This window comes from Paraburkholderia sp. 32 (assembly GCF_050435345.1).
Taxonomy (GTDB): domain Bacteria; phylum Pseudomonadota; class Gammaproteobacteria; order Burkholderiales; family Burkholderiaceae; genus Paraburkholderia; species Paraburkholderia tuberum.
The window spans coordinates 164,617-178,097 of record NZ_JBNDKD010000002.1 but is presented as its reverse complement, the minus strand read 5'-3'; the positions used below and the strand labels follow the sequence as shown (position 1 = coordinate 178,097).

The 13,481-nt window shown below is 63.3% G+C and carries 12 protein-coding genes; 11 read left to right on the top strand and 1 reads right to left on the bottom strand.

Annotated features, from left to right (window positions below; all coding sequences use genetic code 11):
• Positions 1–128 precede the first annotated feature (128 nt).
• From OKW26_RS16120 to OKW26_RS16090, 7 genes are all read left to right on the top strand, one after another.
• Positions 129–1,052, top strand: coding sequence for a LysR family transcriptional regulator (locus OKW26_RS16120; protein WP_429354369.1), 924 nt, complete (start codon positions 129–131; stop codon positions 1,050–1,052).
• A gap of 124 nt (positions 1,053–1,176) precedes the next feature.
• Positions 1,177–2,328: an SRPBCC family protein gene (locus OKW26_RS16115; RefSeq protein ID WP_429354368.1), complete on the top strand. Its 1,152-nt coding sequence runs from the start codon at positions 1,177–1,179 to the stop codon at positions 2,326–2,328.
• A 43-nt stretch (positions 2,329–2,371) separates the two neighbouring features.
• A complete protein-coding gene (locus tag OKW26_RS16110; RefSeq protein WP_429354367.1) occupies positions 2,372–3,577 on the top strand; it encodes an ABC transporter ATP-binding protein in 1,206 nt (401 codons plus the stop codon).
• Positions 3,578–3,579: 2 nt separating this feature from the next.
• Positions 3,580–4,635, top strand: coding sequence for an ABC transporter substrate-binding protein (locus OKW26_RS16105; protein WP_184024135.1), 1,056 nt, complete (start codon positions 3,580–3,582; stop codon positions 4,633–4,635).
• A 39-nt stretch (positions 4,636–4,674) separates the two neighbouring features.
• Positions 4,675–5,931, top strand: a complete 1,257-nt coding sequence (locus OKW26_RS16100; protein ID WP_429354366.1) for an ABC transporter permease — start codon at positions 4,675–4,677, stop codon at positions 5,929–5,931.
• Positions 5,932–5,997: 66 nt separating this feature from the next.
• Positions 5,998–6,825 (top strand): ABC transporter permease, encoded by an 828-nt coding sequence (locus tag OKW26_RS16095; protein ID WP_090810989.1) that lies wholly within the window; start codon positions 5,998–6,000, stop codon positions 6,823–6,825.
• Positions 6,826–7,058: 233 nt separating this feature from the next.
• A complete protein-coding gene (locus OKW26_RS16090; protein WP_187615590.1) occupies positions 7,059–7,508 on the top strand; it encodes an SET domain-containing protein in 450 nt (149 codons plus the stop codon).
• 158 nt (positions 7,509–7,666) lie between these two features.
• Here OKW26_RS16090 and OKW26_RS16085 read toward each other — a convergent pair whose 3' ends face one another.
• Positions 7,667–8,443 (bottom strand): maleate cis-trans isomerase family protein, encoded by a 777-nt coding sequence (locus tag OKW26_RS16085; RefSeq protein WP_429354365.1) that lies wholly within the window; start codon positions 8,441–8,443, stop codon positions 7,667–7,669.
• A 310-nt stretch (positions 8,444–8,753) separates the two neighbouring features.
• Between OKW26_RS16085 and OKW26_RS16080 the strand changes: the two genes are divergently transcribed.
• The 4 genes from OKW26_RS16080 to OKW26_RS16065 are packed head-to-tail and all read left to right on the top strand — an operon-like array spanning position 8,754 to position 13,412.
• A complete protein-coding gene (locus tag OKW26_RS16080) occupies positions 8,754–9,956 on the top strand; it encodes a branched-chain amino acid ABC transporter substrate-binding protein (protein ID WP_090810985.1) in 1,203 nt (400 codons plus the stop codon).
• A gap of 25 nt (positions 9,957–9,981) precedes the next feature.
• Positions 9,982–10,881, top strand: a complete 900-nt coding sequence (locus OKW26_RS16075; protein WP_018422469.1) for a branched-chain amino acid ABC transporter permease — start codon at positions 9,982–9,984, stop codon at positions 10,879–10,881.
• 3 nt (positions 10,882–10,884) lie between these two features.
• Positions 10,885–12,693 carry an ABC transporter permease subunit gene (locus tag OKW26_RS16070; RefSeq protein WP_429354364.1) on the top strand — a complete coding sequence of 603 codons (1,809 nt, stop codon included), beginning with the start codon at positions 10,885–10,887 and terminating at the stop codon, positions 12,691–12,693.
• On the top strand, positions 12,681–13,412 hold the full coding sequence (locus tag OKW26_RS16065) for an ABC transporter ATP-binding protein (RefSeq protein WP_090810981.1): 732 nt from the start codon (positions 12,681–12,683) through the stop codon (positions 13,410–13,412). The genes OKW26_RS16070 and OKW26_RS16065 overlap by 13 nt, the downstream gene beginning before the upstream one ends.
• Positions 13,413–13,481: the final 69 nt, after the last annotated feature.

The following is a 13,481-nucleotide window of genomic DNA, read 5'->3' as shown; positions in this document are numbered from 1 at the left end:
GGTCGGACAGAATGTACGCCGCGCGGCGGGCAACAAAAACTATATTTTAAAAATGCTTTGCATCGTTTTTCGCTATGCAATCGACAATTGGCGAGCGACAATCGGTTCGACCGAACACGGAGCAACTGATGGACGGCAACTCGATACGCTACTCGTTGCGTCAGCTCAGGTATTTTGTCGTCACGGCCGAGACGCTTTCGTTCACCGCCGCGGCAAAGCGCCTGCACATTTCGCAGCCGTCTATCTCGACGTCGCTCGCGGATCTGGAGGAATCGTTCGGCGTCCAACTGTTCATCCGCCATCACGCCAGCGGGCTGTCGCTCACGCAACCGGGCCGCGATCTGCTCGGCCACGCTCGCAATCTGCTTCAGAACGCCGAAGAATTGCAGCTGACCGCGAAGGAAATCGACGGCGGCATGTCGGGCTCCATCTCGCTGGGCTGCATGGTGTCGCTGGCCCCGCCGCTGATGCCAGGCATCATCAGCCGCTTCGTGCGGGACTATCCGGCGATCACCTTCCGTACGACGGAAGCGCATCAGGACACGCTTTTGAGCGGCCTGCGCGACGGCTCGCTCGATATCGCGCTGACCTACAGCCTCGATATCGCCGATGGAATCGCGTTTACCCCGCTGCTTTCGCTGCCACCGTATGTCATCCTGCCTAAAACACACAGGCTTGCACGGGCCCGCAAAGTGTCGCTGGCCGATCTGCTGCCCGAGCCCTATGTGATGCTGGACCTGCCGCATAGCCGCGAGTACTTCTCCGCGCTGTTCGACGCAGTCGGCAGCCGCCCTACCGCGGCTTTCCGGTCGTCACAGCCTGAAGTGGTGCGTGGCATGGTTGCCAACGGCTTGGGTTACAGCATACTCAACTTCCCGCTGAAGTCGACCCGAACAGTGGACGGCGAAGACTTCGTGATTAAACATTTCAAGGAAAGCGTCAATGCGACGACGCTTGGCATCGCACTATCGGGCGCCGTCAAGCCGCGCGAGGTTGTGAAGCGCTTCTCGGCATTCTGTGAAACGTATATTCGGCGCCTCCACATCGGTTAGCGGCCCGGAAAGCCTCTCGGCATAGGCTTGAGCTATGCACTGCATGCAAAAACAATATTTTACCTAGCAATTTGGATTGTTAGATTGGTGCTCATCGGATGCACACACTGATGGGGGGCCCCCTATGTCAGCCATTCTTCAGTCGACGGACACTGAGCTCGACATCGTTCGCGCCCTGCGCGAGAACTGCGAGCGTCCGTTCGGGGATGCACACGCAATGCCGCCGGCCGTCTACACGTCGGAGGCGTTTCTCGCGCTCGAACGGCGCGACGTGTTTCGCCACGAGTGGTTGTGCGTGGGCCGCGCGAGCGCGCTCGCACAGTGCGGCGACTATCTGACCGCGCAAATCGACGACCAGCCGGTGTTCGTGCTGCGCGATGCGAGCGGTGCGTTGCGCGCATTCTCGAATGTTTGCCTGCACCGGATGTCGGTATTGCTTGAAGGGCGCGGCAACGTGCGCCGGATCGTGTGCCCCTATCACGCATGGAACTACACGCTCGATGGTTCGCTCGCGGGCGCGCCGTTGATGGATCGGCAGCCGGGCTTTTGCAAGGAACAATACAAGCTGCCTGCCGTGCGCTGCGAGACTTGGCAAGGCTGGATCTACGTAACGCTCAACGCGCACGCGCCTTCGGTGGAATCGCATTTGTCCGGGTTGACGAAGCTGATCGAGCCGTACGGCATGAGCAACTACGTCGAGACCTTCCACGAAGAGCACGTGTGGGACACCAACTGGAAGATCCTCGCGGAAAATTTCATGGAGAGCTATCACTTGCCGATGCTGCATCGCGCAACGGTCGGGCCGCACTCGAAGCTCGAAGAAATGGAATGTCCGCCGGGCTTGCCCGCGTTCAACTATCACTGGATCACCAAGGAAGCGTCGCTGCCGATCGGCAACGCGCATCCCAGCAATACACGTCTGCTAGGGCACTGGCGCCGTACCACCGCGCTGCTGGCGATCTACCCGACACACCTGATCACGCTGACGCCCGGCTACTTCTGGTATCTGATCCTGCAGCCGCGGGGCGTCGGCCGCGTGCATATCCGCTTCGGCGGCGGCCTCGCACCGGATTTCGTCGACGATCCGCGGGCCGCCGATTACATGGCTACGCTGAAGACGCTGCTCGACGAAGTCAACGCCGAGGACCGGCGCGGCGTCGAGGCCGTGTTTCGCGGCGTGCACGCGCCACTCGCGAAGCCTGGCCATCTGAGCCCTCTGGAACGGCCGAATTACGACTTCGCCCGCTATCTGGCGGGACGCCTGGGCGCGAAGTGATTTGCCGCCCCACGTGGACCGCCAACACTCTGCCGAGTTACCCATGTCAAGCCAACCATTTATTTCGTTCGACGGCGTCAGCAAGTCATACGACGGCGTGCATAGCGTCGTCGAGGGACTCGATCTCGATGTCGCGCACGGTGAATTCGTTTCGCTGCTCGGTCCGTCCGGTTCCGGCAAGACCACGACACTGATGATGCTCGCGGGATTCGAAGCGCCGACGCGCGGTGAAATCCGCCTCGCCGGCAAGCGTCTGGACGACAAGCCACCGCATCGGCGCGATATCGGCATGGTGTTTCAGAACTATGCGCTGTTCCCGCACATGACGATTGCCGAGAACGTCGCGTTTCCGCTGTCGGTGCGCAAGATAAGCCGTAGCGAACAGAAAACGCGCGTGACGCGCGTGCTGGACATGGTGGAGTTATCGCATCTGGCGGGGCGGCGTCCGTCGCAACTGTCCGGTGGCCAGCAGCAGCGCGTTGCGCTTGCCCGCGCGCTGGTTTTCGAGCCGAGCGTGGTGCTGATGGACGAGCCGCTTGGCGCGCTCGACAAGCGCCTGCGTGAAACCATGCAATACGAAATCATGCGGCTGCATCGCGAACTGTCGCTGACGATCGTCTACGTGACCCACGACCAGAACGAAGCGTTGACGATGTCGGACCGCGTCGCCGTGTTTTCCGATGGACGCATCCAGCAGGCCGCCGCACCGACCGAACTCTACGAAAACGCAGCGAATGCGTTCGTTGCCAATTTCGTCGGCGAGAACAATGGACTGACCGGTCGCGTCGATTCCGACGGCGGGGAATGGGCTGCGATGCAGCTGGCCGACGGCAGCACTGTGCGCGGACGCCCAGGCGCGGGGCTCGCGTCGGGCGACACGGCGGTGCTGGCGCTGCGTCCCGAGCGCGCGCACATCGCGGCGACGCCGGACGCCGTGCAGGAAGCGACCCGGCAGAACATGAACATCGTGCACGCGCTTGTCGAGGAACTCGTTTACTGCGGCGATCATCATCGCGTGCATCTGAAGCTCGGCCATGGCGAAAGCATGGTCGTCAAGCTGCCGAACACACAGCACCATGACCTGCCCGCGCTCGGCCGCCAGACCGCCGTGACCTGGCGACGCGACGACTGCAAGGTGCTGCCAGCAATGGCGGCCGCGCCGCAATCCACCGCCGCGTCCGGCGGCGTCGACTATTCCACCGTTTCCGTTCCCTCGTCCGCCTCGCCACTTATCGCAGGAGCCAACTAGAAATGAAAACCACACTCTCGTCCTTCCGGACCACCATCGCGGCGTGCGCGCTCGGGGTGTTTGCCACGGCCACGGTTCACGCGGCCGAAACGATTTCCGTCGTCACCTTTGGCGGTGCGTATGAAGCTGCCGCGAAAAAGGCATGGTTCGAACCGTTCACTGCGAAAACCGGCGACCAGTTCTCCACCGAGTCCTACGATGGCGGCCTCGCCAAACTGCAAGCGATGGAACAGTCGAAGAACCCGACCTGGGATCTGATCGACCTCGAAACCAACGACGCAATCACCGCGTGCGACGAAGGCCTCATCGCCAAGTTCGACAAGAAGTTGCTCGGCAACACCAGTGACTTCCTGCCGGGCTCGATCAGTGATTGCGCCGTCGCGGCGATGGTATGGTCCACCGTCTATGCGTATGACACCAGCAAGCTGAAATCTGCGCCGACAACCATCAACGATTTCTTCGACCTCAGCAAGTACCCCGGCAAGCGCGGCATGCGCAAGTCGCCGAAGGTCGCGATGGAATGGGCCTTAATCGCCGATGGCGTTGCACCCAAGGACGTGTACAAGACCCTCTCCACGCCGGCTGGCGTCGATCGCGCGTTCAAGAAGCTCGACACGATCAAGCCGAGCATCGTCTGGTGGGAGGCGGGTGCGCAGGCGCCGCAACTGCTCGCCGACGGCGCGGTCGTGATGACGCAGGCGTACAACGGCCGCATCGACGACGCCGTGCACAAGGACAAGAAGCCCTTCAAGATCGTCTGGGATGCACAGGTGTACGACTACGAATGGTGGGCCGTGGTCAACGGCGCGAAGCATGCCGACGCGGCGCGGAAGTTCATCGTCGCATCCTCGACACCGCAGGCCTATGCGGACCTGTCGAAGTACATCGCGTACGCGCCGCCGCGCAAGGACGCCATTCCGCTGATCGACAAGGCGCGTCTGAACGATCTGCCGACAGCGCCGGAGAACTTCAAACGCCCGCTGCAAATCAACGCGACGTTCTGGGCCGACAACGCGGATGCGATCAACAAGCGGTTCCAGAACTGGCTGGCGCAGTAGCGCCAGATCGAACGAACGTCACCCGGGAGATCGAGCACGATGAACACGCAGCTGCCATCCACCGCCCCTTTTGGCCGCGGCCCGCAGGCCGCGAACCGCGAGTCGTTTCGCGCCGCGCGCCGCAAGGCCGCGATGCGCGCGTTGCTGCTGGCTTTGCCGTTGCTCATCTTTCTGCTGGTGACGTTCGTCGCGCCGATCGCGAGCCTGCTCGCGCGCAGCGTGCGCAACCCTGAAGTGCGCGCCGGCATGCCGCAATTGAGCACGGCGCTGGCCGGATGGGACGGTGCGGGCGTACCCGGCGAACCGGCCTTTGCCGCACTCGCGCACGACCTGAAGGACGCCAGCGAATCCGGCCAGCTCGGCAATATCGCGCGACGCATGAACTTCTCTCAACCAGAGTTCCGCAGCCTGCTGTTCAAGACCGCGCGTGCCACACGTTCGCAAACGCCCGCGCAATGGAAGCCCGCCCTGATCGATCTGGATGAACGCTGGAACACACCGGAAACCTGGCGGCTCCTCAAGCGTGCGTCGATCTCGCCCACGCCCGACTATTTGCTGAACGCCGTCGACGCGCAAGTCGCGCCCGATGGCTCGGTGACGTCCGTCGCGGCGGACAGCGCCATCTTCCGCGCAGCCTTCGGACGCACGGTCACGATCAGTGCGACGGTCACGCTGCTGTGCCTGGTGCTGGGTTATCCCGTGGCGTATCTGCTCGCGACATTGCCGGAGGACCAGAGCAACCGGCTGATCCTCTTCGTGATCGTACCGTTCTGGACCTCGCTGCTGGTGCGGACCACCGCGTGGTATGTGCTGCTGCAACCAGGTGGTGTAATCAACGGCGCGTTGCTCCGCTTTGGGCTCATCAATCATCCGTTACCGCTGATTTTCAATCGCACGGGTGTGTTGATCGGCATGACGCACATCCTGCTGCCATACATGATCCTCGCGATCTTTTCGGTGATGAAAGGTGTCCCGCCCGTGTACATGCGCGCGGCGAAATCCCTCGGCGCGCATCCGGCTGTGGCCTTCGTGCGAGTGTATGTTCCGCAAACGCTGCCGGGTGTCGGCGCGGGATGTTTTCTCGTGTTCGTGCTCGCGCTCGGTTATTACATCACCCCCGCCCTGCTAGGCGGCGCCGGCGACGAAATGATCAGCCAGCTGATCGCGTCGCAGACCAACGATCAGCTCAACTGGGGACTCGCGGGTGCGTTGTCGTGCTATCTGATCGCATTCACGGCGGTGTTCTATTTCATCTTCAACCGGCTGGTCGGTATCGACCGCTTGCGCTTTGGCTAACGCGCCGCGCAACCGACGCTAATGGGTTGTCGCTCCTTCGTATGGTTGATCAACAGGCAGACTCAGATGAAAGACGGACGAACCCGGCTACTCTCGGAACGCATCGCGGGCGCGGGACTACGCGTGCATTGCGCGCTCATTTTCTTTTTCCTCGTCGCGCCGATCCTCGCGATCGTGCCGCTGTCGTTCAACTCCGGCTCATTCTTCTCGTACCCGATGCAGGGCTTCTCGCTGCGCTGGTACGCGCAGGCGCTGAGTTCGCCGGACTGGCAACGCGCGTTGGCGAACAGCATCGGCATCGGCGCGGCGTCGACGCTGATCGCGACGGTGCTCGGCACACTCGCCGCGCTCGGCTTGAGCCGCACGCAGTTTCCTTACCGCTCGATCATCATGCCGATCATCGTGTCGCCGATGATCGTGCCTATCGTTGTCGTCGCGGCAGGGTTTTATCTGGTCTTTTCGCCGCTCGGCCTGGTCAATTCGTATCTCGGCGTCGTGCTTGCGCATGCCGCGCTCGGTACGCCCTTCGTGGTGATCACCGTGACGGCTTCGCTGCTGTCGTTCGATCAAAGCCTGCTTCGCGCTGCGTCGGGGCTGGGCGCGCAGCCGTGGGTCGCGTTTCGTCGCGTCACTCTCCCGCTGATCACGCCCGCCGTCGCAACGGGCAGTGTGTTCGCATTCGCGACGTCGTTCGACGAAGTGATCGTCATTCTGTTCATTGGCGGCCCCGAGCAGCGCACCGTGCCGCGGCAGATGTGGAGTGGCATCCGTGACCAGATCGACCCGTCGATCCTTGCCGTGGCCACACTGCTGATGGCGTTCGCCATCGCCCTGTTCGCCTGCATGAACTGGTTGCGCAAGCGCGCAGCGGCGGCCAGCCGCTCGTTTGGCTGAGCCGACTGTTGTGCCGGCGTGATGCCGTGGACATGCGACTTGACGACCTCCCTGTAACCGTCGACCGTTGCCAGCCTCGTTGCGGCAAAGCCGGAACCCTTGGCGCGGTCCGTCCTTGGCTGTTAGTTGCGCTTTTAAAAAGAAAAATATTGAGCGCCTGACTGTGTGGCGATATGCTTCGCATCGCCGCTCAACCACATGCAACGACCGAGGGTCGCGAAGGAAACGACAAAATGCGATTGCGACGCATCACCGCACGACGCTCACCAGTGCATGGCATGGGACTGTTTGCCCTGCAGCCGATCGCCCCGGGCGAACGGGTGATCGAGTACAAGGGGGAAGTGACCAGCTGGCGGCGCGCCGCCGCCCGTCAGCGAGCCGACGCGGGCCACACCTTCGTGTTTGGGCTGTCCAGCGGACGAGTGATCGACGGCAGCCGCGGCGGCAACAGCGCCCGCTTTCTGAACCATGCGTGCGCCCCCAACTGCGAGGCCATCGAGACGGGAGACCGGGTGTTCATTCATGCGCTCGCCACGATCGCACCCGGGGAGGAGCTTTTCATCAATTACGGTCTGTCAGTGGACGGCGCGGTCACCGACGACGTTCGCGCCCAGTACGCGTGTCATTGCGGCGCGCCGGCATGTCGTCGAACCATGCTGGGAAATGACGGACAGTCGTCGTAGTCCTGCCGTCGCGCAGACGCTTCGATGAGCGATTCCTGCGGCGGTTCATCCGACGCGCCTGCCGCGTCTGTGGTGCGCGTCGATGTCTGGAACATGGCCTCGGCGTCGATCGCCGCATGGTCGCCCCGTCGCGCTGCGTCGCGTTTCAAGGTACAACGTCACAGCGCGAACAGCCGCCCAAGCTGAGGCTCGCAATCTCCCACGCCGGCGAGCCGCAACGCGTGCCACGCCATCGCGTAGTTGCTCGATATCACCGGCTTGCCGATCGCCGCCTCCAGCTCCGGAATCAACCCGGCGATGCGCAAGCTCGTGCACGATACGAAAATCGCGTCCACGTCACGATTGCGCGCAAGTCGCTCAACACCAGTTCGCAATGACGCCGCATCGATCCGCGCCACTTCGTTATCGTTCGCATGCTCGAACGACGCCACGCGCGTAATGCCAAGACCGCGCGACTCGATATAGTCGCGCATGTATTCGTTGATCGAACGCACATAGGGAGTAAGCAGGGCCGTACGTTGGACGCCAAGTGCGCGAAGCGCCGCCAGCGCCGCGGTGATCGGCGTAGTGCACGCGGCGTCCGCACGCGCTTCGCGAATCCGCGCGAACACCTTTTCCTCCCCAATCACCATCGACGCGGACGTGCAGCCAAACGCCACCACATCGATACGCTCGGCCGGACGGATCAGCGCGACCGCCGGTGCAATACGGTCCTCCATTTCCGCTAGCCGTTCGGGCGTGATGTCCGCCGAGTTATACACACGGCTTTCGTAGAACGCCACGCCGTCCTGCGTCAGCAAGCCCCGCCACTCATGCTCGATCGTATGATCGGTGGCGAGCACCACGAGCCCAATCGCGGCACGACGGCCGATGCCGTCGTCCAGCGTGAAATCGAGCTTCGTGTACACGTCGTCATGCGGTGCAATCGCACTCATTTCGGAGTCGTCCTGTCATGTCGCGTTCGGGCTCGCGAGTCTCTGTCGTCACTGCCTCTTAAAGGTAGGGGATTGCCGGCGCCTTTGTGTAATGGTTTATACGCAAATACCCTATACCGTCCAACGCACACCGGCTTCTATCATGAAAGAAGCGCTTTAGTGTCAGCGCTCCGGTGAAACCAGCAGTCACGCCGTTGACCTGGTGGGTATGAATCACACGCAATCGCCCCATTTCCGTCCGCTTTCCGATGTCACCGGTATACCCGTGTGGCGGATCGTCCGATCCCTCTCACAATAAGGAGTCTCTAACATGTTTGCTCAGACGATTGGCTGGTCCGGTGCAAAGCGGGGCTCGCGGCAAACGGCCTTTGCGGGCATGGCGGCCGCCGTGGCCCTGCTTGTCGGCATGGCTCCCGGTTCGGCGCTAAGCCAGGGCGCCACCATCAAGATCGGCGTGCCCGTTCCGCTGTCGGGCAGCAGTGCCAATGCCGGCACGGATATTGTCAATGGCGCGAAGCTCGCCGCCGCCAGAATCAACGCGGCCGGCGGCGTGCTCGGCAAGCAGATCGAGCTGGTGCCCGAGGACGACGCCTGTGATGCGCAGACCGCGGTGCAGGCGGCACAGAAACTCGTCGATGCGGGCGTTGTCGCGGTAGCGGGCGGATATTGCTCAAGCGCGGCGCTGCCGGAATCGACAACCTTTCATCGCGCCGGGATTCCCTACGTGCTGGATGCGTCGACGAATCCGCAACTGACCGAGATGGGGTACGACAACGTGTTCCGCACGATCGGCCGTGACGACCAGCAGGGCCCATTCGCGGCAAGCTTCATGAAAGACGTTCTGCACGCGAAGCGCGTGGCGGTGATCGACGACAACACGACCTATTCCAAAGGCCTCGCCCAGAACACCGTGCAAGCCCTGAAGAAGGACGGTGTCGATGTCGTGTACGCCAATTCGATCACCCCCGGACAGATGGACTATTCACCGACGCTCACGCGGGTCTCCTCACTGAAGCCTGACGTGATCTACTACACAGGCTATTTCTCCGAAGCCGGCCTGCTGGTCAAGGAGGCGCGGCAACTGGGTCTGAAAATGACCTTCATGGGCGGCGACGCCACCAATGACCCCACCCTGATGAAGACGGCCGGCCCCGCCGCCGACGGCATGATCATCACGACGGCACCGCTCGCGCAGTTCCTGAGCGGCGCGCACGCCTACGTCGATGACTATATGAAGGCTTACGGGCAAGCGCCGGGACCGTACTCGGTCTATGAATACGACGCTGTCGGAGTCACGGCCAAAGCCATCGCGGACGCAAAATCGGCCCAGCCTGCCGCGATCACCGCGGCTCTGCACAAGATCTCGAACTACCCGGGCGCGACCGGAACGATCTCCTTCAATGCGAAGGGGGACCGCAGTAAAGCGGTGTACATCACCATCATCGTGCACAACGACAAGTTCGAGCCCTACCAGCGGCAGGAAGCGAACGGGCATTGGGTGGCGATGAAGTAGGCGTCATTGCGCGCGCCGCCCCGTCATGAGCGACTTCTTCCAGTTCGTCATCGAAGGGCTGACGACCGGCTCGTTCTATGCCCTCGTCGCCCTCGGCTACACGATGGTCTACGGCATCATCCGGCTGATCAACTTCGCCCATGGCGATCTGTTCATGGTCGGCGCGTTCATCGGCTGGACCGGTCTGATGGTTCTTGCATCCGCGCATCTACCGCTCGCCCTGGCGCTGCTGATCGCCCTTGTGGCCGCCATGACGGTCACAGGCGCGCTCGGCCTGCTGATCGAGCGGCTCGCGTATCAGCCGTTGCTGCGCGCGCCACGGCTGTCGATTCTGATCACGGCGCTAGGCGTCTCGCTGGCGCTGCAAAATGGGGTGCTGCTGATCTACGGCGCGGGCTTTCGCACCTATCCGCACGTGCTGAGCCAGGCCGGCTTCGAACTCCACGGCGTGCAGATCACCTTCGCGCAGATCGGCATCATCGTGACGAGCCTGGCCCTGATGCTGGCACTGTATTTCTTCGTTCACCACACTTTCCTCGGCACCGCGATGCGCGCGCTGGCAATCGATCAGGACGCCGCGCGTCTGATGGGCATCGACGTCGAACGCCTGATCCAGCTCACCTTTCTGCTCGGCTCGGTGCTGGCCGCCGTGGCGGGCGTCATGGAAGGTCTTTACTACACGCAGATCAATTTCTTCATGGGCTTCGTGCTAGGCCTGCGCGCGTTCACCGCCGCTGTGCTCGGCGGCATCGGCAACATCCCGGGCGCGATGGCGGGCGGCATCCTGATTGGCCTGCTCGAAGCCTTCGGCGCGGGCTATGTCTCTTCGCAATGGACCGACGTGTTCGTCTTCGGCGTGCTGATCGCCGTGCTCGTGATCAAGCCGACCGGGCTGTTCGGCGAACGCGTTGTCGAGAGAATGTAGTCCATGAGCGCCAGTCAGGTCTCCGCGCGTTGGGCCAGGCCTCTCGGCGGTGCGCTGCTGGCCGCCGCCGTGGCGCTGCCCGCTGTCGTCAGCAACTATGTCGTCGATGTCGGCCTGACCATCGTCACCTATTCGATCCTGGGTCTTGGGCTGAACATCGTAGTCGGTTATGCCGGGTTGCTCGATCTGGGCTACGCGGCCTTCTTCGCGATCGGCGCATACACGACGGCATTGCTGGAAACCCTGCTGCACTTCTCGTTCTGGGAGACGCTGCCGTTCAGTCTGGCGTTCGCCGGGGTATCGGGCATCGTCATCGGCTATCCCACCCTGCGCCTGCGCAGCGACTATCTGGCGATCGTCACGCTGGGGTTCGGCGAAATCACGCGTATCGTCGCCACCAACCTCGACATCACGGGCGGCCCGAACGGCATCTTCGGCATCGCGAGCCCGAGCCTGTTCGGTTTCGAGATCAGTTCGCCGCTAGCGCTCTACGAACTGGGCATGGCGTTCCTCGTGCTGGTGCTCGTGTTCGCCATCCGGCTCGGCCAGTCGCGGCTGGGCCGCGCATGGACCAGCATCCGCGAGGACGAGGCAGCTGCCGAGGCCGTCGGCGTGCCGACGCTGCGCGTCAAGCTGCTCGCCTATGTGATGGGCGCGCTGATCGGTGGGCTGGGCGGCAGCCTGTTCGCCGCCCGCTTCGGCACCATCGATCCGACCGGCTTCACCTATCTGCAGTCCGTCACGATCCTGATTGTCGTCGTGCTCGGCGGCCGGGGCAGCATTCCCGGTGTGCTCCTCGGCGCCATCATCGTCGCCGGCCTGCCGGAGATTCTGCGTTTTCTCAATCTCTGGCGCATCTTCGCTTTTGCGATCGGGCTCGTGATCCTGATGCTGTTAAGGCCACAGGGATTGTGGCCAGCGCCGTTGCGCCGCGTCGCGCCGGCGCGCAAGGGCGCTGACGCCGATCGCGTCGCTGTGCCCGATCACGCCGTCACCGATGAGGTCCTGCTGGAGGTGCGCGACATGCAGCGCCGCTTCGGTGGCGTGCTGGCGGTCGGCGGTGTCAGCTTCATGGTGCGAAGCGGCGAGATCGTGAGCCTGATCGGTCCGAACGGTGCCGGCAAGACCACCGTGTTCAACTGCCTGACCGGCGTCATCCGCCCGACTGGCGGCCAGATCGTCTGGTGCGGGGAACGGCTTGCCGGTGGCGCGCCTCATCGCATCGTCCATCAAGGCATGGCGCGCACCTTCCAGGGCATCCGCCTGTTCGGCCACATGACGGCCTTCGAAAACGTCCTGACCGGCATGGACCATCGGCTTCGGACACCGCTCGCAGCCGAGCTTCTAGCGTTGCCGTCCGCGCGCGCCGAGGCGGCGGACCATTCCACCGAAGGCCTGCGCTGGCTTGCCTTCGTCGGTCTTGCCGGCAGGGCGGGCGAGCGCGCCGCCGATCTGCCCTACGGCGACCAACGCAGGCTGGAGATCGCCCGTGCGCTCGCCAGCAGCCCTCGCCTGCTGCTGCTCGATGAGCCGGCTGCAGGCATGAACCCGACCGAGAAACGCGCGCTGATGGAACTGATCCGGCGGATCCGGGATCATGGCGTGACGGTGCTGCTGATCGAGCACGACATGATGCTGGTGATGGGCGTATCGGACCGGATCATCGTGATGGACCACGGCGTCATCATCGCCGAGGGCCAGCCCGCCGCGATCCAGGCGGACCCGCGGGTGATCGATGCCTATCTCGGCACAGCCGGAAAGGACGAGGCGAGCGACGATACTGCCGGGGAGAAATCGCTGTGGGACTCCTAGAAATCCGCGATCTGCGCGTGAGCTATGGGACTGTCGAAGTGCTGCACGGCATCTCGCTGGACGTCGCGGAGGGCGAGATCGTCGCGTTGCTCGGCAGCAACGGCGCGGGAAAAACGACCACGCTGCGGGCGATTTCCGGATTGATCCGGCCGCGCGCGGGCGACATTGCGATGGCTGGCCAGCGCCTGACGGGCTTGCGCGCACACCAGATCGTGGCGCTGGGTCTCGGTCATGTGCCAGAGGGGCGGCGCATTTTCGGGGCGCTGACGGTGGAGGAAAATCTGCATCTCGGCGGCTATCTGATCCGGCGCGACAGTGCGGCATTGCAACAGCGAAGGGATCAGCTCTATGCGACTTTCCCCCGGCTCGGCGAGCGACGCAGCCAGCTGGCGGGCACGCTCAGCGGCGGCGAACAGCAGATGCTGGCGATTGCCCGAGCCTTGATGCTGCGCCCGCGTATCGTGGTGCTGGACGAACCGTCGATGGGACTCGCGCCGAAGCTGGTCCGCGCGATCTTCGGCATGATCGCCGACATCTGCCGCGAAGGCACCTCGATTCTCCTCGTCGAGCAGAACGCCCGCCAGGCGCTGCGGATCGCTCATCGCGCTTACGTGCTGGAAAGCGGGCACATTGCGCTCGCGGGGTCCGCCCGCGAGCTGGCTCAGGATAGCCGGGTCCGCGCTGCCTATCTGGGCGGCAGTGCCAGCTCGGCAGAGTAACCCGCCAACTGGGCAATCGACCTTGGCTGAAACGGGTCAGACGTCATGGAGGCAAAACATGTCAGAGAT